Raw genomic sequence first — 21,671 nt, 5'->3', positions numbered from 1 at the left:
AACCACATTTATCGATCTAATACTTTTTTATGGGGGGTACAAATATTTGAGTTACAAAAATGCAGCAGAATTATTACCACCTCATCTGTTAGAAGAGGTGCAAAAACATATTGACGGAGGGCTGATATATATACCTAAAGCAAGCGGCAGAGTAAGTTGGGGTCAGTTGACAGGCTCCAAGGAAGCTATTGAAAAGAGGAATAAAGATATCATTAAATTATTCCAAAAGGGTATTTCTATTAGTAAGCTGTCAGAGGAGTATTATTTAAGTCAAGAGACGGTTAGAAAAATAGTATATGGTAAAAAACTATTATAATTATTCTCTCTATATCATTTTTATATAATAAATGAGAGAATATAATTAACCGGTTAGTATAGAAGAAGGGAGATGGTATTTTGAAAATAATAGAGGTGTTTTTAGTATAAACCCTTAAGCAAATAAGCTAGGTCATAACTGACCTAGCTTATTTTATGTATATAGGAAGATTCCTGTTTTTTTAATCTTTTTAATATAAACTTTGGATAAATGAATTCCAAAAAACGATTTCTCAAATTACAAATACCTAGTTAAAAGCCTTTTTTCATTTTTCTTTTTTAATATTTTGTTATATAATATTGGCAAATTATGATTGATTTTTAACTATTTGTCACTATTACTATATGGAAAGTAGGTAAATGAATGAAGAAAATTATAATGATTACTCCTGGGAAAGTAACTTCCATTAACTTGGCTATTCAACTTGAAAATATTTTTGGTGAATATACCGAAGTTAAATCTTATTGTCTGGAAGATGATTTAGATTTTGATCCTACAAATGCATTGGTTGTTCTTTCATCCCCTAATACTATGGATAAAAGAATACAGGATTTAATAGACAATGGTTTAGAATATATTGTAGCACAGAGGGTAATAAATCATCGGTATATATCAGAATTGTTAAATCTACCTAGAGGGACAGAAGTTCTATTAGTTAATGATAGACCAGAATCTAGTCATGAGGCCATGGTTCAATTACAAGCTCTAGGAGTCAACTATATTAAGTATTATCCTTATTATCCAGGTATAGCTTCCTATCCAGAGCTAGATATTTCTGTCACAGTTGGGGAACCCCATCTTGTTCCCTTTGGTGTAAAGAAAGTAATTAATATAGGAACTCGCCAGATTGATATAGTAACTGTAGTTGATATAGCTAATAGGTTGGGGTTAATGAAGGCTTTGGGGGACAGGCTCTCTTCTCAATATGTAAACCATATAATAAATTTATTAAATAGAATAAATGATACAGCCAAAGATATGAGAATTATCAGTAGCAGATTAGAAACAGTTGCTAATTGTTTGGCAAAAGCCATTATATATATTAATAAATCTGGTGATGTTATAGTAAGTAATCAAGAGATGTGTAATATTTTAAAATGCTCCTATGAGGATATTGTTGGAAAAAACATTAAAGATATATTACCTCAAATACTAAAAATAAATGGTCATGATGAAGTAGATATTATCAGAATTCATAACAAGGAACTCTTCGTTACATCAAATGTTATAGAAGGTAAGGGTAGTGAAGATGGAATCATATATACTTTTGAAAAAAGTGAAGAGATTGAAAAAAATGAGCATGAAATACGTAGAAGAACTTCAGAAAATGCCATTAGAACAAATTATTATACATTTGATGATATTTTTTATAAAAGCAGCAATATGAAAGATTTAATAAATAAAGTCAAGTCTTTTGCTCTTACAGATTCTACTATTTTGATACAAGGGGAAAGTGGCACAGGAAAAGAATTGTTTGCCCAGTCTATTCATTCAGCATCTCATAGAGCTTCGGGACCATTTGTACCAGTTAATTTTGCTTCAATGTCAAGCAGTTTAATAGAGAGTGAACTTTTTGGTTATGAAGAGGGGTCTTTTACAGGAGCAATGAAGGGTGGTAAAAGGGGACTTTTTGAAGAAGCTCATGGCGGAACTATTTTTCTTGATGAAATAGGGGATGCTTCTTTAGATTTCCAATGCAGACTATTAAGGGTTATACAAGAAAGACAAGTTAGGAGAGTTGGAGGACTTAAAGAGATACCTATAAATGTTAGATTAATTGCTGCAACTAATAAGGATTTAGCATCTGAAGTTAGAAAAGGTAATTTTAGAGCAGATTTATATTATAGGCTAAATGTTTTGCCGGTTAGAATGTTAAGTTTAAGAGAGAGAAAGCAAGATATATTAGTATTAGCAAATTTATTTTTGCAGAGATATAGTAGTGGAAAAATTAGTAATATAGAGCATGCATTAGAAACAGATGCTATAAACTTATTATATGAATATGATTGGCCTGGTAATATCAGACAGCTAGAAAATGCTATGGAGTATATAGCCAATGTTTGGAGAAAAGATAAAAAATTAAGTGTAAGAGAACTTCCAGAATACATTACACATAGCTCTGATAAGTTAGAGGGCTCTATATTGATAGATATCTTAGGAAACAATACAATATGGATTCTTAGAAAAATAATGAATTTTAATGGATTGGGGAGAAGATATCTAGCAGAACTTGCTAAGGAAGAAGATATAGACTTAACAGAAGGAAAAATTAGAAGCTTGTTAAATAGTGCTGAGGTTCTTGGTTTGGTTGAAACTAATACTGGAAGGAAAGGTACGGTACTAACAGAAAAGGGTTACAAGCTAATGTCTTCAATAAATAATATTAAATAAATGACCCATATATTCAGAGATAATAATAAATTTAAAGGAAACAGGCTAGATAATGGGAAGAAATTTTACCCTAAAACAACTTAGGTGCTTGTTAATCCTTGAAAATTGACTGTTTATCTGATGGCATATAGTTTGCATATACAGTTAATAGATTTATTATATTAATGTTATAAAATAATTTTCGGAATAATGGGGAGGAATAAGGATGAATGATAGAGACAGTTTGGTTAGATTATTAGACCTAGATGATGAGTTTGTTATTGATTTAAAATATGCAACTAGTGATAATTTTACACAAAAAAAGATTTATAATAGCAGTGAGTGCTATATAAATAAAGATACAGCTAAATTGCTAATCAAAGCAAAAGAAATATTTAAGCGTGATGGATACAGGGTAAAGGTTTGGGATGTATATAGACCTATAAGTGCCCAAAGGTTAATGTATGAGATTATTCCAGATAATAATTTAGTTGCTACACCACCAGATATGAGTAAGCCAATAGATTTTGAATATAGTCACATGAATGGAATGAGTGTAGATATAACTTTATTGGACTTAGATGGTAATGAAATTGAGATGCCTACTGAATTTGATGATTTCACTGAGATGGCAGGTTTAAAATGTGATAAAATACCACCAATAGCTAAAAAGAATGCAGAGTATTTAAGGGATATAATGGAAAGTGTTGGATTTGAAGGCTATGATTATGAATGGTGGCATTTTAATGATATAACAAATGATCCTACGCCATATTCTGATATTCAATTTGAATAAAATAAATTCTGAAAGTCTAGATTATAGTGTTTATGAAGAAATTCTAAAGAACTATACTCTAGACTTTATTTATTAATATAGAGTTTTGATAAATTGAGGATAGTAACTAAAAAGTAGAATCTTTATGTTGAGAAAGGTAAATCAAATCTTAAGGGAAAATGGGTTAGATAATAGGATGAAATGTTACCCTAAAATCGATTTAATATTCACAAGTACTTGAAATTTAAAGTAATTATTCGGTGGCATATAATTTGCATATATAAGTAATTAGCTTATTAAATTGAGGTGATTAAAATGATTCTTGGAATAATGGGGGGGATGGGCCCTGCTGCTACTTGTGATTTATTTAAAAAAATTATTGATCTTACACCCGCAGATAGAGATCAAGAACATTTGCATATTATAATTGATAGCAATGTGGAAATACCTGATAGAACAGCTTATATTTTTGGTTCAGGAGAGAACCCTATTACAGAAATGATAAGGTCTATATTGAAGTTAGAAATGATGGGAGCAGACTATATAGCAATACCATGTAATACAGCTCATTATTTTTATAATGACATTGTTGAACATAGCAAGGTAAAGATATTGAATATGGTATATGAAACGGCGGCTTATCTAAATGAAGAATTTGGGCATAAGGATTATTTTCTTCTAGCGACAAAGGGTACATATAAATCTGGTATCTATAAAAATATATTTGAAAAATTTAATTTAAATATAATAGAGCCTAATGATGTAGATCAACAGACAATTATGGATTGGATATATGATGTTAAATCTTCAAAATTTGATGTAGATCCTATGGAAATTGAAAATCTCATAAATCGATATATTGAAAATAAGGATATACCAATAATTTTAGGATGTACCGAATTACCTATCCTAGCAGAAAGGGTAGGAGCCCCGCAGAAATACATTGATCCAATTCTCATATTAGCTAAACGGTGTGTAGAAATTGGTAAAATTAATTCCTGTATATCATCTTAATTTTTATTGATATGATTTTAAGTATGTATTAAAAGTCAGAGAGTAGTATTTTAGCAAATTATATTATTATATAAATTGCTATGAAATATTATAATAGGAGGGAAATACATGGAAAAAGAGCAGAAGCTAAATGAAAACGAAGCAAATGATGCTAAATTTAGGCAGGAGATTGGTGTTTTTGGTGGTGTAAGTATTATAGGTGGTATTATGATAGGATCTGGCATTTTCTATCTAGGCTCCTATGTTATGCAGCGAACAGGTATGAGTATGGGACTTTCATTACTATGTTGGATAATAGGAGGATTAATTTCATTACTTGGAGGTCTCTGTTTCGCCGAATTAGGAGCATCCCGTCCTGTAGCAGGTGGAATGGTAGTTTACTTGAACGAAGCTTATCATCCTGTGGTTGGATTTATGTATGGTTTTGGAAGCTGGCTTATCAGTGGAGCAGGGTCTATTTCAGCTGTTGCTATTGCACTTCCAACAGCATTAAGAGCTTTCTTTGATCTTAGTGATATTGCTATTAAAGTAATAGCTATTGGATTAATAGTTATGCTTACGGCTTATAATTATTTTGGCGTTAAAAAAGGTTCTATTTTACAAAACCTTTCAATGATTGCCAAATTGATACCTATTATATTGATTATGGGCGGAGCTTTAATATTTGGTAGGCAAACCCCTAATCTTAGTCTTATTCCAGCTGGTGGAAATACAGTTACATTTAGTAGTATAATAGGAATGATAGCCTTTGCTACAGTTGCTACGTTATGGGCATATGAAGGTTGGACAAACTTAAATACCGTAGCAGAAGAAATGAAAAACCCTAAGAAAAATTTACCTCTTTCTTTAATTATTGCTATTGGTGGAATTACAATTTTATATACATTATTTAACTACTCTATTTATAAAGTATTACCACATGAGAAGGTGGTTTCTATGATTAATAGTGGAGACTTTTACCTTGGTACTGAAGTTGCCAAGACTATTTTCGGTAATGTTGGAGGAATAATCGTTATTTTAGGTATGGTTGTTTCTATGTTTGGTTCACTTAATGGAATGATTTTAACCTTTTCAAGAACATATTATGCAATGGCTGAAGAGGGTCACTTCTTCAAGAGTTATAAAAAATTGCATCCTAAATATAAGGTTCCAACTGCATCTTTAATAGGACAATGTATTATTTCAGTTCTTTTAGTACTATCGAGAAGTCTTGATCAACTTACATCAATGGTAGTCTTTATAGGGATGTTTTTTAATGTTTTATGTATTTTAGCCGTGTTTATTTACAGAAAGAGATTTCCATCTTTAGATAGACCTTATAAGGTATGGGGATATCCAATCACAGTAATAATAACAGTTCTAATATTTGCGGGACTAATGATCAATACATTTGTTGAAGATCCAGTTACTGCATTAATTGGCTTTATAGTTCCAGCTTTAGGAGCTTTAGTTTATATATATTTTGATAAAAAGAATAAAAGGGAGGCGGGATTAGGTAATGATACTATTTAAAAATGGTAACATACAAACTATGGATTCTACATTGCCTCAAGCCGAGGCAATGGTCATAAATGAAAACAAATTTGTATATGTAGGCACACAAAATGGTGCTTATGAGTACTTGAGGGAACATGGAAACGCAAAGGAAGAGATTGACTTAGAAGGGCATCTAGTGATTCCAGGATTAAATGATTCTCATATGCATTTTATACATCTTGCTAAGAGCTTACGAAGTGTTGATTTAGTTGGAACTACTAGTATAAATGAAATCAGGACTCGTATAAAATCTGCAATGGAGAATAGAACTAAAGAAGACAAAAATTGGCTTGAAGGGGAAGGATGGAATCAAGATTATTTCCAGGATGAAAAAAGATTTCCTAATAAATTTGATTTAGATGAGATAACAGGTGATGTACCTACTATTATTATGCGTGCATGTTTTCACATAGGAGTACTTAATACTGCTGCTATGAGGGACATTGGTCTAAATAAAGAAACTGCAAAAGAATATGGAGATTTAGTAGAATTATTACCTAATGGAGAACCAAATGGAGTTATTAAAGAGAGCCTTTTAGAAAGAATTAAGGTTAAAATTTCTAGTTTGAATCTAGAGAATACTAAAGAGATAGTTGTAGATGCACAGGAGAGATTATTATCAGCAGGTTTAACTTCAGTACAAACAGATGATATCGGATATATGCCTAGCAGGGATTATGATTTGCTTTTTCAAGCTTTTGAGGAGTTAGAGAAGGCTGGGCAATTAAAGGTTCGTATAGGAGAACAATGCTTATTTGAGAATCCTCCATCACTTGAAGAATTTTTTAAAAAAGGTTATACTGCAGGGTGGGGGACCAATAGATATCGTATAACTTCTATAAAGCTATTGTGTGATGGATCCCTAGGAGCTCGTACAGCAGCATTGAGAAATCCATATGCAGATGACGCATCAACTAAAGGATTAGAGATATTTACACAAGAAGATTTAGATAATATGGTAATGATTTCTCATGAAAATAATTGTCCGGTAGCTATACATGCCATAGGTGATAGGGCTATAGAGATGTCATTAGATGCCATTGAAAAGGCACAGAAGAAAAATCCCAAAAATCATATACGACATGGAATTGTTCATTGTCAAATTACTGATGAAGAAATATTAGAACGATTTAAAGAATTAAATGTATTGGCTTTTATCCAACCTATTTTCATTGACTATGATATGAATATAGTTATTGATCGAGTTGGTTATGATTTAGCGCAGACTTCTTATGCATGGAAAACTATGATGGATAAAGGTATTCATATACCTTTTGGGACGGATTGTCCAGTGGAGTCTTTTAATCCTATGGCTAATATATATACCGCAGTAACAAGAAAGAATATTAATGGAAATCAGAAGAAAGTATATTTACCTAATGAAAGATTGAATATGTATGAAGCAATATATGCTTATACTGTTGAAGGTGCATATGCCTCGAATGAAGAAAATATCAAAGGAACAATTACTAAAGGTAAGTTGGCAGACTTTATTATATTAGATAAAGATTTATTTAATTTATCCTATGAAGAGGACATTCTTGACACAAAGGTAGTTAAAACTTATGTAGATGGAAAGTTAGTTTATGATTCAAAATTTGCTGTAAAATAAAAATAATGATGAAGGACAAAGTTATGAAAGATTATATCATTACTATTTCAAATAAAACCAAAAGCAAAATCGCCATTGTAGGGCATGTGGGCGTAGGACATGTGCATAGTCATAGTTCTTTCGTTCAAGATGATTCTGTAGGATTTGCAGTAGTTGCTTCCTTAATGAGAGAAGTTTTAAATGTAGATACACGTATAAAACATGTTAAAGGAGACCTCTTAAAGGGGGATATGGTAGTAGAGACTTATGGGGGAGGGATTGGAAGAACATTTTGTCGTCGTGGTATAACACCTATGGAATTAGAGTTAATGAATAGAGCTGTTGATGAAGATGGGATATATACACAAAGAACGGCAATAAAAGCATTTGGACGTATGTATGGTCAAGGTGTTATGGAGGTCCCAGCTGCTTTGCAGGGTGCCATAGCATTAGCAGTATTAGATTCCTTCCATAAAAAGAATCCTAATAAGGTTCATATAACTTCTCAAAAATATTCTGGAAGAATTGATAAAATGGCTGGAATGATTGCTGATATTAATGGGATTCCTGTCTCACTGCTATTAAATATTAACGGATCTGAAGGGGGAATCGGTCCCAATGAAGATAATGAAGGTAATACTGCTATTGGAGTGAAAGGGGAATTGATGAAAAGCATTGGAATTGATAATATTCCTACTATTATTGTAGAAAGTAAGGCATATATACCAAAGGTATCTGATGATATTGAAGAACTTACATTTTTATTTCGTGCTCAAGAAGGGCTTGATAACCTATTTTTAGCGAAAGTATTATCTGAAGCTGCTAAAGAAGCTGGAATTCCTTATATATATTTTACGGATTCGCTTCCTCAAGAGAAGGGACAGCTGGCAAAGGCTACGGTGGATTTTGCTAATAAAATTATTAGATTGGGAGAAGAATTAAAGTCAGTAGATGATTCTACAGATAAGGTTGAAATACTTGCAGATATGGCAAAATTGATTAGTGAGGATGCTGGGGGGGTTACTTTTATGTCCAACAGCTTACATGAAGTGGTTAGATCCCCTGGGATTGTACCGGATAATGCTGCGGTTATATCCTTATTAGTGCCTACTGAATATATAAAATATTGGAAAATACCTATGCTGAGTGTAGATGATATTAATGGATATAAGGAAATAATCATTGGTGCCATAGATAGAATTTGCTGAGATTTTTCTGTAAATTACAACTTCCCTTAAATATTACTTAGCATTGTTAAAAAACTTAATTATAGTATCAAAAATTGCTTCGCGTTGTAAGTTCTCATTTTGCTGATACTACCCTATAATCAATGGAGTATCTAAATCTTAAAAATAATACATTTTATCGAAATATTAAAGAGTATGAAAGCATTAAATCATAACAAAAACCGGTAGATGATGGATTTAATTACTATCAATTTACCGGTTTTTATAGCAGGTTCTAGTATTATACTATTTCATCTTTGATTGCTTCTACTACATTACTTTTTTTAACGGACGTTGAAGAAACCCAATAGGCTAAAACTATAGATACGATTATAAGAGTAGCATAGGTTAAAATTGGCCCAACTGGAAAAACAGATATAAACTCAGGCCATGTGATTGGCGTTAATCTTAACATAAACCAACAAATAAATAATACTATTGGGATACTAACAATAATCGGTGTTAATGCGAAGAACAAACCTTCTAACATCAATATTTTATTTAATCCCTTTGGTGTTAATCCTACTGACCGAAGCATAGCAAATTCTCTTCTGCGTAGTCTAAGATTATTGGAAATGGTAGAAAAAGCGTTAAAAATACCAATTATCCCAATCAATAAGGCTACAGCAAAAACACTAATGCCTACGGCTTTTTGAACCAGTTCTTCACGATTCTTGTCTTCCAATAGAGTCCATATACTAAAATCATCGGATCCAAGATAAGAACTACAAATCTGTGTTAGTTTTTCCTTCACACGTGGACTAGCCTCATCACCCACTAATAAATCAATTGACATAATACTGTATTCACGCATACGCTCTGGCATAAAATTACTAACTATTTGCTCATAAGTTTTCATAGGAACTATAAAGGCTAAGTTGTATCTATGCATTCTTAGTTCACTGGGAGAAATCTCTGTAACATGGCCCACTTGAACATTAAATCTATAATTTGTATTCATGTAATTTTCTGCTTTTTCATATAAAACTAGCTCATGTCCTTCTTTTATATTTAATAATGGTATTTTTTCCACAACTTTTGAATTATCTGGCCTATGATATGTGCTATCTAACAATACTCCTGTTATCATACCATCCTGATAATATGCCTCAACATCAGCACCAATTTCTTCACAATACTTTTTAAATGATTTATCGCTTAATCCAACTAAATTTACTATAATTCTATGCTTTCCTTGTTCACTCAATACATTATATTTGAGGTCTACCTCATCAAACCCTCCAGATTCAGCGAAAACATCTGACTCCTGTTCTGATGTTACATAGGTTGAAGTGCGTACCTGTCTTCTAACGATACTCTCCCTAACTTCAGGCACGGAAATAATTTCATTTATCATCTCATCACTTGGTTCATCAATAATATCTAGATTAACCTTCATATCATGTTTAGGCGTTTCATTGGTAGAACTGGCCAAATTGTAGATGGACATAATGTTAATATACCCTGCTACTAAGATAAAACACATTGAAAGAGATAGGATAGCCGTACGTAAAGTCCTTTTGCTAGCTGAAAACTGTGCGCTTGATATTTCACCTTCTATACCAAATATTTTTTTGATTATTGAGTGAGATTTTTGTTTTTTTAATTTTACTTTAGTACTATTTTGACGTATCCCTGCAATAGCTGATACTTTCGCCACTTTTCTTGCTGGAATATATGCTGAAACTAAAACGGTAATCAATGAGATGATGATAGAAAAAATAACTACTACCCATGAAAAGGAAACATATATATTCATATAATCTTCTGTAACACTAAGAATTTCATTAACTTTAGAAAACACCATATGACTAAATAGATATCCTATCATGATACCAATTGGCAATTGAATAATCCAGAGCAAAAGTCCTTCATAGAGAACAGAATACCTAATTTGTCTTGGAGTTGCTCCTAAACTTTTTAGAATACTTAGCTCCTTAATTCTGCTGTTAGCAGATAAAGAAAATGCATTATAGATAATAAGAATAAATGCCCCCATAACTAATAAAATTATTGTTATTGCCATTACTAGCACCATAATGAGTTGAATGTTTGTATTACTTTTATTGTTAATCCCATATAATTTTAATAGATGTGTATTATACCTAACTGCATACTGTCCATATTCATCTTCGGTTAATCCCGTAGATTCCGCAATCTGCGGTAATGTTTCATAGATTTTACGAGGTTTCACAAAACGCATATAAACCGTAAGTTCATCTTCAGGTTGAATTTGTGAAGTATCCAAGTATCCCATGGCAAAATATCCAAGGTATGCAGAAGTACTAGAAATATCTAATTCTCCAACTATGGTATATGTCTTAGTTCCTGTTGTCTTAAAAGTCTCGTCTAATTCTTTTGATTGTTTAGCAGATTGAGTTTCAATTACTTCACTCCCCAACATGCGATCACCTATAGGAAGAGTTAACTTATCACCAATTTTATACGAAGGATTATCCAAGAAAAATACTTTTGGCACAACAATTTCTCCAGGCTCTTTAGGCAGTCTGCCTTTCGTAAGAGTATTTTTTAAACCCATGTCCAACCAAAAATTTGTATCTGCATCTCTCATTAATAGATACGGGCGTTTTGCATTGGAAAGTTTAGCAGTAACCCACGGTCCTTTAATCATGGTGGTTTCAATCTCAGGATTTTCTGTGACATATTTTAATTTATCACCAGATGTATAGCCCCATAATTCCCCATGCCAATAACCTGTCTTTTCAATTGTTGAGGATACTTTTGTCTGCCATATAGAATGTAGAAATATACTTAGTGAACATAGCAATGCAGAAGCAATTGTAATAGCAATTAGTATAGAAACTGTATGTCTTTTATTCTTTCTCACATGGTGATATGTATATTCGCTCATAATCTTCATTACTTAATCACCTCATCTGACACAATTCTGCCATCATCGATTGTAATCACTCTATCTGCTGACAATGCAATTTTTTCGTCATGAGTGATCAACAAAATAGTCTGATTATACTCTTTATTTGAAAGTTTTAACATCTCAAGAGTAGCTTCCGAATTTTTTTTATCAAGATTTCCAGTAGGTTCATCTGCTAGAATAATGGAGGGTTTATAAATTAATGATCGTCCTATGGCAACTCTTTGTTGCTGACCTCCTGAAAGTTGATTTGGTAGATGATTAAGCCTTTCGTTTAAACCAAGCATTTTTACAATCTTATCAAATTCTTCTCTTTTAGGTTTTATATCATCTAACAGCATGGGTAATAATATATTTTTTTCTACATTTAACGTGGGAATAAGATTGTAAAACTGATAGATTAGTCCTACCTTTCGTCGGCGAAATAAAGCTAATTCAGTTTCATCCATTGATGAAATATCAGTGTCCTCGATATATATTTTTCCTTTTGTAGGGCGATCTACTCCCCCTAACATATGCAGGAGTGTAGATTTTCCTGATCCACTCGATCCAATTATTGAAACAAATTGTCCTTTGCTTATTGTCAAATTTAAATTATCCAATGCAGTGACCTTTGTATCACCTATTCCATAAGTTTTTGTAAGATTTTCAGTTCTTAATATTTCCAAAGTATTCTCCCCTTTCTCTATTAGCTCATGTTATACTATATAAAAATAAGGGAAATCATCCTATTGATTTCCCTTTCAAACTAGATTTGTATCTTACAATATTGTCAGATTAATTCTTTTTTAAATTATAAATACTTTTGCCATCGTAAAATGTAGCAATCACTGTAGTTTCTTTTTCTTCAATAGACCTATATCTACATCAGATGTTCCTTTATAAGTTTTTTCATAAAAAATTCCCTTAATTTGGATCGATACCAAAGAAAGGGAATTTATTTGTTCAGCTTTATAATTTTCCTGATTTTAATATTGAGATTAGAAGTAAAAAACCAGCCAATCCAGCACCTAAATAGCCTACAATACCTATTGCAGATATACCATAAATTTTTAATCCAACATTAGCATTTATGACTAAGGAAGAGCTAACTAGCAGTCCTGCCACAATAACAGAGAAGATAATTCTATTTACCATTTTATTAATTTCATTTAAGTTTTCATCAGAATTTTTAAACTGTAAGTTTAATTTTAATCTGCCTTGCAACCCTCTATCAATAATTTGTGAAAGCTTTAAAGGTAAATCTAAAGAGGCCTTTCCGGCGGAGAAAATTTTGTTGCCTAATAAGGTTAAGTCATAATCTTTTAATTTATCTTCTATTATTTTATTTTTAAAATAAGGAAGAGCAATATCCATAATATTTAAGTCTTTATCTATCTTAGCTAAAACTCCCTGCAAAGTTAAAATCCCTTTTGCTAGTAAAATAACATCTTTAGGCATAAGGATATTATTCTTTTTACAAACAACTATGACTTCTTCTAAAATTTGGGCTAAGTCATATCTGTATATTGATTCTTCTATATATGTATTGTAAATCAAATTTATATCTTGATAAAGTTTATTTATATCAACTTCATGTTTTTTAATACCAATACTTAGGATGGAACTAGTCATTAGATCAATATTGTTAGTGGCGACCCCTTCTAAAAATGAGTTAAACTTCTTTTTAATTCCTAAATCTAAGCAACCCATCAACCCGAAGTCAACAAACCCAATCTTATTATTATGAATTAAAATATTTCCTGGATGGGGGTCTGCATGGAAGAATCCATCTTCAAAAACTTGCTTAAAATAATTATAAGTAAGCTTCTTAGCAATTTCACTAGTATCATAACCCTCTGCTAATAAAGTAGAAATATTATCTATTTTTATTCCACCAATAAATTCCATTACTATCATATTAGAAGTACAATATCTTTCGTAAACAACAATACCCTTGATATATTTTATATCTTTGTTATTTGAACTAAATTTCTTGATATTTTCCTTTTCATTTAAAAAATCCAGTTCCCTTTCTGTAGCAATTTTAATTTCTTCAATAACTTCTTTAACATCAAGGACTTCATTTTTTGTTGTAAATTTAATAAAAGGTGATAATCTCTTTAAAATATTGATATCGGCTAGAATTTTTTCCCTTACAAAAGGGCGTTGAACCTTTAACACTATTTTTTCCCCTGTTTTTAACCTTGCCAAATAAACTTCAGCTAAAGAAGCAGAGGCCAAAGGGGTAGTTTCGAAATCTAAAAATACGTCGGATATACTTCTCTTTAAGTTTGCTTCAATAATTTTTTTCATTACGCTGAAATCTTCAGGCTTTACACTATCTTGAAGTTTTTCTAATTCTATTATATATTCTTTAGGTAATATATCAGGCCGTGTAGACAATATTTGGCCAATTTTAATAAAGGTAGGTCCCAATTCCTCTAAGACTACCCTTAATTCTTTAGGATTTCCAATTCCGTTTTTAAATCCATGTTTAATTGCTACAGAAATAATCTCTTTAAATCGTAGTTTAGTATAATTATTTTCCATATTGAAAAATACCTTGAAAAAATCAAGGTATTTACTCCCCCCAAACTAATGGTTTTTCTCTAAATTGTTAATTCTTAACTCTAAATTAGCTATATCCTCTTTAGTAGCTAGATTTAACTCTTTTAATATTTCCTTTAAATCAGATTTATCGTTTTTAGTAGTTTCTTTATTGTTTATAACTCTTTTCAATTCTTCATTTAATTCTTTACCTTGATCTACAGTGATTTTACCTTTTTCCACTAGTGTTCCTACCATTTCATTAGCTTTTTCATAAGTTAAAGCTAAGGTACCAATACCAGCTAAAAAAACTTTCTTTAACATATCTTCCATAGTAATTCCTCCTTCTATTTAGGGAAGAGTATAAAAACCGTCATTATATTCTCTCTATAAGAGAATATACCCATGTTTATATAAAATATTCAAATCAATTATCTGAAAAAATTAGTTAATTTTAAATTTAGAAACTAAACTTTTCAATTCTTGAGCTAAATCTGCCATACTATTACTAGCACTATAGATTTCTTCCATGGAAGCTGTTTGTTCTTCTGTAGAAGCAGAGGCCTCTTCAGTAGCTGCGGCATTTTCTTCAGCAATAGCAGATAAATTTTGAAGAATGCTAACTATTTCATCCTTGCTGCTTCCCATGGACTCACCAATAGCTCCCAATTCATTTATTATTTCTTTTGTTATTTCAAGTTCTTTAGCTATTACACTAAAAACTTCTTTAGTCATCTCTACACTAGACCCTTGTTCTTTTGTAATTTCTGAAACCTCTGTGATTATATCTACATCAACACGGGAATTAGTCTGTAAATTATTAACTATAGATTCAATTTCACCAGCAGACTTATTAGATTGCTCTGCTAATTTCCTTATTTCCTCGGCTACTACAGCAAATCCCCTACCAGCCTCGCCTGCTCTAGCTGCTTCTATAGCGGCGTTTAAGGCTAATAGATTTGTTTGCTCTGAAATACTTTGTATTACATTACTAGCAGACTGTATTTTCACGGTACTATTATTTGTTTCAATAATTCCATGATATACTTTTTGTATACCTTCGCTGCTTAGCCTAGTTTTATCTATTAATTCTGAAACAATGGACTCACCATCATTTTTTAATTTTATAACCTTGTCAGCTTGAGAGGCAAGTTTTTCCATGTAGACAAGTTCTTCTTCTATAATATTATTTAATTCATCAGTTTTCTTTGCACCTTCTTCTGTATTTATAGCTTGTTCTGTTGCACCTTCAGCTATTTGCTCTATGGTTTTTGATACTTCCTCAGAAGCCACAGATGATTGCTCGGAAGTACTTGCTAATACTTCTGATGCAGTAGCCACTTGATCTGCAGAGTTACCTACTGTATTAATAAATTCTCTTAAGCTATTTGTAATAGATTGTAACGAATTTGCCAATATTCCTATTTCATCATTTCTCTTAATTAACTTGTCTGGTAAATTATCTGAAGCATCTAAACTTGCAATTTGTTTTGCAAAATTAGATCCTTGAATAATAGGTTTAGATATTGCATTTGATAATAAATATACCATAAGGATTACTAGTAATATAATAGATGATATCAATATAATAATAGTTTTTAAAATATGATTAGATCTTGCATGTAGTTCACTAACGGGAATTTTAACAGCGATATTCCAATTAGGAGTACTTTCAATAGATGAAAAAATTAAATTGCTTTTAACTCCATTTGTATCTGTATAGATATGGTTATCGGCTTGTCCAGCTTGCATCTTCTCAAATAAGCCATCAGTGTTCTTATATCCAGAATCACTAAGTTCTGAGATGTTAAGTTTTAACCTTACTTCATCATCGGGATGGGCGATAATTAATCCAGAGCCATCTACAATCATACCGAAGCTATCATTACCAACATTAATCGCCTCAACTATTTCAGTAAGTTTATCAATTTTTATTACTCCAGCAAAGGCACCGATTAAATTATTTCTGTCATCTAATACAGAATGAGCTATTACTACAATAGGCTCTTTAGTTACTTCAGAAATCATAGGATTAGAGATGTATACATCCTTCTTGTCATCTAATATTGCCTTTATATCCTCTCTCTGTCGAATATTTCCACTATGACCTGTGGTAGTATAAAAATCCCCATTTAAATCAGCAAACCACATTAATAAAAAGTCTTCTCTTAAATAAGAATTTCGATACTTCAAATATTGCTTTATAGCTTCTAAATCTCCAGACTTGATAATTTCATCTGAAGCAATAGCCTTAATTTCATGGCTATTTCCTTGAAGCCATTGTGTTATTTCACCTGCTCTAGCTACTACTATTTCAGTAGTCATATCCTCTGTTAGTGGAATGATGGTATTACTGACCTGGGAGTAAATTAAGAGGCCCATAATAATAAGTAAAATAGCAAATGGTAGTCCAAATAGTACATTGATTTTGTTGCGTAGTGTTGAAATAGACATTTTTTAATTACCTCCTGTTTTTTATGCTAAATAATCTTATAAGATTATTATAACTAGGTCATTATATCCATCAATATTCCTTGAATATCGTTTAATCTTTTCAATATATTAATTCTTTTATTTTCCAAATCCAAAAACTCCTGTGTTAATTCATCTAGTTCTTGATCTACTTTTTTAACTAATGAATAAATTCTATGACGTCCACGTCTATCTAGGGAATTTTCCTTGAAAAATATATGAGAATTCTTTACAGTTATATTTAAAAACTCTCTAACTAGCTTCTTATATTGAATTAAATCATCTATAAATAATTTATTAGATAATTTATTAGATTGAGTTTCGATTTTATCATATAAGGATTTTAATTCAGCTCTAATCTGATCTTGTTCTAACTCATTTAATTTCAATTTAAAAGTGTCCTTTACAGCTTTTTTATCTACAGCCCTTGAAATTTCAATAGGTGAAATATTTTCCATACCAAGTCTATTAATTTTATTCATGATGACACCTCCTGCCTTCTTTATTATATATTATCGGCAGAAATATTAAAATGAATAATAAGTCCCTTAAGAAAATTGGATGAAATGACGATAAATAAGGTAGCGAATAGTTAAAAGTGAATATAAGCAGGGGACCAAAATTGTGATTTTCAATTTTGTGTACATCGCTTAGTATGTTTACCTAGTAAATAGTTTCCAGTAGATACTAAGATCTTTTAATCTTTTTAACTATTAGTTATTCACTGTATTTATGAAAGGAAAGAATTCAATGGAAATATTGAAGACAAGTAGTAAAGACAATATAATAAATAGCTATGGAATTACACCTACTCTTCCCTATGATATAGAAGGGGTACTTGTAGAGAAGAATGGTAAGGATGTAAAGATTGAAAAAACCATAGATAACAAAAGAGTAGAGTATTCTATAAGACTAAAAGAAGAAATAGTAGCAAATTTGGGAGATAACGTAATAGTTGAAAAGGAAAATATAGTTGCTGCCAAAGTAGAAGAAAAGGAAGAAGCAGTAAAAGAAGAGAAACAAACAAGAAAAGTATCAGATATAATTGCAGAACTAGGTTTAGAATATACAGAAGAAAATATTAGGATGGTAGAGTTTCTGCTTAATAGTGGAATACCAATTACTAAAGGAAATGTGGATTCCTATATAAAGTCAAAGGAATATCTAAATAAAATAATAGAAGGCGTAGATACTAATTCATTTGTAAAGCTTATAGATAGAGGGGTGGATTTGGAAGGAGAAAGCCTTCAAAAAATAGCTCAAGCACTAGAAGTAATAAAAGGAGAAAAACCAGCTTTTTCTCTGAGACGATTTTTAAGACTAGAAAAAGATCTTACTTATAAAGAAGCTGAGGAAATATCAAAAGAAATCTATGGTCAGAAGATGGGAAAAGATGTATATGATACAATAATAGCTTTGCATAAAGAAAAGATTCCAATTACAAGGGAAAATATAGATAAAACTATTGAAATAATGTCAAAGCTACACAATCTAAAGGGCGTGAAGGATAGCGTCTATATTAAGATGCTGAATGAAGATATATCATTTAATATAAATAATCTATACAAATTAAATAATTCCTATACTGTAACCAATATAGATAATAATATGGCAGCAAAAAGTTTTGAAGTCTTCACTGTAGCAGAAGAAACAACTATAGATGGATTAAAAGAAATATTAACTGATTTAGGTTTAGAACATAGTATAGAAAATATCAATATTTTAAGAGAATTTATAGTAAATGATATGGTAATGGATGAAGAAAAATATAATAAGGTAATTGCTATGAAAGAGGCTGTAAAAGAGTTAATAGATTTACTAGGACATGAAGAAATAATCAAGCTAAATGAAAATGATATTAATCCATTAGAAGAACCTATAAATCAATTAGTAGAAGAATTGAAAAAACAAAAAGATGATGAAGAAATAGAGAAGCCTATAGATAATAAAAAAATAGAAGACATAAGAAAAAACTTAGAGGTTTTAGGAAAGATTAAAGACAAAGACCTCTTGATGCTAATAAAAAATGGAGAAGATTTTACATTAAAGTCCATAAAGGAAATTATAGATACTAGTATAGATAGCGGGTTAAGTATAGAGCAGAAAACCCTAGATAAGGCTGTTCATATATCTGATATATTGAATACATTAGGAGACAATTTAAATGTAAATACAGTATCCCTTGCATCCAAGAAATATAATGCCATTACATTAGATAGCTTATTTATGGCTGAGAAGGAAATAACTACAAGTCAAGAAACCTTTGCCTCAGTCGATAAAGTATACGAGGGGCTAATATTTGAAGAATACCTTAGGGCAAGGAATAATTTAACTATTAATATGGTAAAAGAAAGTATTAAAGATGGTCAAACTTTGGAACATATGCCGCTTAATGAATTAAATAATTATATAGAGAAGAAAGTAAACAGGTATAAAGAAAGCCAGAAAATGACCAAGGAAATAAAAGATATCAAGGGAAATGAGGAAAAGATATTACCAATTATTATGAGGAATCATATTCCCATGACTTTGAGAGAAATTAAAGATATAAATTCTTTCTTAAATGGAGAAAAGGGATTAGTTAATGTCTTAAAGGACATGACTGAATCTAATAATTCAAAATATAGGGAAGAGTTTAAAGAAGGTATAGAGTTACTTAAAGAAAAAATATCCACGTCTATTAAAAGTGGAGATGCTGGTTTCAAGGATGATTATAAAGAGCTGATGAGTTCTTTAAGTAATTCAGGTAATTCTTTTGATACAAATAAAGGAGAAGAGTCAAAAGAGGAAGAGTATATAAAGATACAATCAAAGATATCAAAAAAGGATATGGTATTTCAACTGCCTATACAAATAGGTAATGAATACAAGAGCTTAAGTATCATAGTGCCCGATATCCAAAAAGGCATTGATAAAAATAATATGAAGTTTTTCATCAGTCTTGAAACTGATAATCTAGGACCAGTAAGTATTGAACTTAATGTGAAATCTAGAGAAGTTCAAATCAATATAGATGAAGAAGGAACTGCCTTGAGAAATAACTTGGATTCTCTAGATAAAGGTCTGCAAAATTTGGGATATAGCTTAAATAAGCAGGTGATATTATGAAGAAAAGACTAATATCACGAAAGCATATTGAAAAGGCATATACAACAGATATATTAAGTCAAGATATAGACCTGAATCTGGAATCTATGGAAGAAAAAATTGATAAATTACCTAAGGAAATGTTTCAAATATTAGGAGAAGTAATATCATTTATAGAAAATACAAATAAATTTGAGGGGGATAAAAACCATGAGAATCAATAATAATATACCAGCATTAAATACACATAGGCTATTAAATGTAAACACAGATAGCTTACAAAAATCTTTAGAAAGACTTTCATCAGGTAAGAGAATTAATAGGGCATCAGATGATGCTGCAGGTCTTGCTATATCACAAAAAATGGAAGCACAAGTAAGAGGCCTAAGACAAGCTTCAAGGAATTCATTAGATGGAGTGTCATGCATACAAACAGCAGAAGGTGCACTAAATGAAGTACATGAAATGCTTCAAAGAATGAGAGAGCTTAGTGTACAAGGGGCTAATGGAGTATATGAAGAGGATGATTTAGATGCTATAGCAAATGAGATGAGGGAATTAACTGAACAGATTAACATGATAGGAAGAGATACAGAGTTCAATGGCATAAAGTTGCTAAATGGAGAAAATCCATCAGGTACATCAGGACTAAGACTTCAAATAGGAGCTAACGAGAATCAATATATTGAGATAGATATGAGAGATATTAATATAATTGTAGGAACTGGCTCTGGAGAATTAAATATTGAAACGAGCATCATTAAGAATTTAGGTAGTGGAAAGTTTGAAGTTGAAGCTGGTAATTTAAAGTCAACAGAATTTGAAAAAGCCGTTACGATTTACAATGATGCCATAGAAAGAGTATCCTCCATGCGCTCCAAACTTGGTGCAATTCAAAACAGACTTGAACACACCATAAGAAATGTAGATAATACAGCGGAAAACCTAACTGCATCTAAATCCAGAATAGAAGATTTAGATATGGCAAAGGAAATGAGTGAATTTACAAAGCTTAATATATTACAACAGGCAGGCACATCAATGCTAAGTCAAGCAAATCAATTGCCGCAAACGGTGCTTCAACTACTACAAAGATAGGAGTGACAGTAAATGGAATGCATTACTCTAGAAAAAAAGGTAATGTCAACAAATGATTGGGGATTAATAGCTTTATTACATGAAGGATTGATGGAAAGATTTGAAGAATCATCACAAGCTATAGAAGAAAAGAACAATGATAAATTAAGTATACTTATCAACAATTCTCGTGATATATTAACGGAATTGTTAGTAACATTTAGAGAAAAAGATGAGTTATCCACAAACCTTAGATCTCTTTATCTATATACGAACAAACTGATAACTGAGGCTCAGATAAAGAAAGACCCAACCTTTTTTAGAAAGGCTATAGATGTAATAAATCCAATATATATAGGCTTTAAAGGATTAGAATTGAAAGAAGAACCTAATATAGTATCAGGGCTTACTTATGGAAAGGGAATTCTTGAGGAACATAATATAAAGTCACGAAAGATTTTTCAAGGATAGAAATAAAAAATCTGTGGTATATATACCACAGATTTTATTTTATGTAACCGTGCACCCAGCTTTGGCAATCCTGTTCCAAGCGTTACCCAAACAGTTAACTCAAATCAGGCTTCCCTACGGCACACGAAAAGATTCACTTACCGCTGCTTCCTTCCGGACCTGACGGGGTTCATGAGTTTCCGTTGCGCAGGACCCAATCGTCACTGCCACTTATTTGGGGCAGACCTCACAACAGAGATGCCTAAACTGGGAATTCAATCCTGCTATAGCGGATTGCAGGTTATAGGGCACCGCTACCTCCCCATCTAGCACGG

At 31.4% G+C, this 21,671-nt stretch carries 17 protein-coding genes and 1 other RNA gene; 11 read left to right on the top strand and 7 right to left on the bottom strand.

Annotated elements, in window-relative coordinates:
* Positions 1–46: 46 nt before the first annotated feature.
* The 7 genes from RDK80_RS14995 (at position 47) to RDK80_RS14965 (ending at position 8,810) form a co-directional block, all read left to right on the top strand.
* Positions 47–316, top strand: a complete 270-nt coding sequence (locus RDK80_RS14995) for a CD3324 family protein (protein ID WP_256310733.1) — start codon at positions 47–49, stop codon at positions 314–316.
* Between the two features lie 363 nt (positions 317–679).
* Positions 680–2,707 carry a sigma 54-interacting transcriptional regulator gene (locus tag RDK80_RS14990; protein ID WP_308524730.1) on the top strand — a complete coding sequence of 676 codons (2,028 nt, stop codon included), beginning with the start codon at positions 680–682 and terminating at the stop codon, positions 2,705–2,707.
* A 205-nt stretch (positions 2,708–2,912) separates the two neighbouring features.
* Complete coding sequence (locus RDK80_RS14985; RefSeq protein ID WP_256310731.1) at positions 2,913–3,482, top strand: M15 family metallopeptidase; 570 nt, start codon at positions 2,913–2,915, stop codon at positions 3,480–3,482.
* A 294-nt stretch (positions 3,483–3,776) separates the two neighbouring features.
* Positions 3,777–4,475, top strand: coding sequence for an aspartate/glutamate racemase family protein (locus RDK80_RS14980; RefSeq protein ID WP_216559656.1), 699 nt, complete (start codon positions 3,777–3,779; stop codon positions 4,473–4,475).
* Between the two features lie 108 nt (positions 4,476–4,583).
* On the top strand, positions 4,584–5,987 hold the full coding sequence (locus RDK80_RS14975) for an APC family permease (RefSeq protein ID WP_256310729.1): 1,404 nt from the start codon (positions 4,584–4,586) through the stop codon (positions 5,985–5,987).
* The gene (locus RDK80_RS14970; RefSeq protein ID WP_256310728.1) at positions 5,974–7,623 is read left to right on the top strand and encodes an amidohydrolase; all 1,650 of its coding nucleotides are present in this window, start codon (positions 5,974–5,976) and stop codon (positions 7,621–7,623) included. Before RDK80_RS14975 ends, RDK80_RS14970 begins: the two co-directional genes overlap by 14 nt.
* Before the next feature lie 23 nt (positions 7,624–7,646).
* Entirely contained in the window at positions 7,647–8,810 is a 1,164-nt protein-coding gene (locus RDK80_RS14965) for a hypothetical protein (protein WP_256310727.1), read from the top strand.
* Between the two features lie 259 nt (positions 8,811–9,069).
* Here the strand turns inward: RDK80_RS14965 and RDK80_RS14960 are convergent, their stop codons facing one another.
* The 6 genes from RDK80_RS14960 to RDK80_RS14935 form a co-directional block, all read right to left on the bottom strand.
* Positions 9,070–11,709, bottom strand: a complete 2,640-nt coding sequence (locus RDK80_RS14960; RefSeq protein WP_308524729.1) for an ABC transporter permease — start codon at positions 11,707–11,709, stop codon at positions 9,070–9,072.
* Positions 11,709–12,389, bottom strand: a complete 681-nt coding sequence (locus RDK80_RS14955; RefSeq protein ID WP_216559645.1) for an ABC transporter ATP-binding protein — start codon at positions 12,387–12,389, stop codon at positions 11,709–11,711. The genes RDK80_RS14960 and RDK80_RS14955 overlap by 1 nt, the downstream gene beginning before the upstream one ends.
* 283 nt (positions 12,390–12,672) lie before the next feature.
* Complete coding sequence (locus RDK80_RS14950) at positions 12,673–14,253, bottom strand: AarF/UbiB family protein (RefSeq protein WP_308524728.1); 1,581 nt, start codon at positions 14,251–14,253, stop codon at positions 12,673–12,675.
* A 45-nt stretch (positions 14,254–14,298) separates the two neighbouring features.
* Positions 14,299–14,583: a phasin family protein gene (locus RDK80_RS14945; RefSeq protein ID WP_094898836.1), complete on the bottom strand. Its 285-nt coding sequence runs from the start codon at positions 14,581–14,583 to the stop codon at positions 14,299–14,301.
* Between the two features lie 111 nt (positions 14,584–14,694).
* Positions 14,695–16,704: a methyl-accepting chemotaxis protein gene (locus tag RDK80_RS14940; protein WP_308524727.1), complete on the bottom strand. Its 2,010-nt coding sequence runs from the start codon at positions 16,702–16,704 to the stop codon at positions 14,695–14,697.
* A 53-nt stretch (positions 16,705–16,757) separates the two neighbouring features.
* Positions 16,758–17,204 carry a YaaR family protein gene (locus tag RDK80_RS14935; protein WP_216559637.1) on the bottom strand — a complete coding sequence of 149 codons (447 nt, stop codon included), beginning with the start codon at positions 17,202–17,204 and terminating at the stop codon, positions 16,758–16,760.
* Between the two features lie 268 nt (positions 17,205–17,472).
* Here RDK80_RS14935 and RDK80_RS14930 point away from each other — a divergent pair, with 268 nt between their 5' ends.
* Genes RDK80_RS14930 through RDK80_RS14915 form a run of 4 tightly spaced genes read left to right on the top strand, consistent with a single transcriptional unit; the run spans position 17,473 to position 21,357 of the window.
* On the top strand, positions 17,473–19,830 hold the full coding sequence (locus RDK80_RS14930) for a DUF6240 domain-containing protein (RefSeq protein ID WP_308524726.1): 2,358 nt from the start codon (positions 17,473–17,475) through the stop codon (positions 19,828–19,830).
* Positions 19,827–20,033: a hypothetical protein gene (locus tag RDK80_RS14925; protein ID WP_216559633.1), complete on the top strand. Its 207-nt coding sequence runs from the start codon at positions 19,827–19,829 to the stop codon at positions 20,031–20,033. The genes RDK80_RS14930 and RDK80_RS14925 overlap by 4 nt, the downstream gene beginning before the upstream one ends.
* Positions 20,020–20,907 (top strand): flagellin, encoded by an 888-nt coding sequence (locus RDK80_RS14920; RefSeq protein WP_216559631.1) that lies wholly within the window; start codon positions 20,020–20,022, stop codon positions 20,905–20,907. The genes RDK80_RS14925 and RDK80_RS14920 overlap by 14 nt, the downstream gene beginning before the upstream one ends.
* Before the next feature lie 12 nt (positions 20,908–20,919).
* Entirely contained in the window at positions 20,920–21,357 is a 438-nt protein-coding gene (locus RDK80_RS14915) for a flagellar protein FliS (RefSeq protein WP_308524725.1), read from the top strand.
* Between the two features lie 47 nt (positions 21,358–21,404).
* Here RDK80_RS14915 and ffs read toward each other — a convergent pair.
* Positions 21,405–21,671, bottom strand: an RNA gene (gene ffs / locus RDK80_RS14910) — signal recognition particle sRNA large type.

Source organism: uncultured Tissierella sp. (assembly GCF_902479755.1).
Taxonomy (GTDB): Bacteria; Bacillota; Clostridia; order Tissierellales; family Tissierellaceae; genus Tissierella; species Tissierella carlieri.
This window is presented reverse-complemented; position numbering and strand designations above follow the sequence as displayed.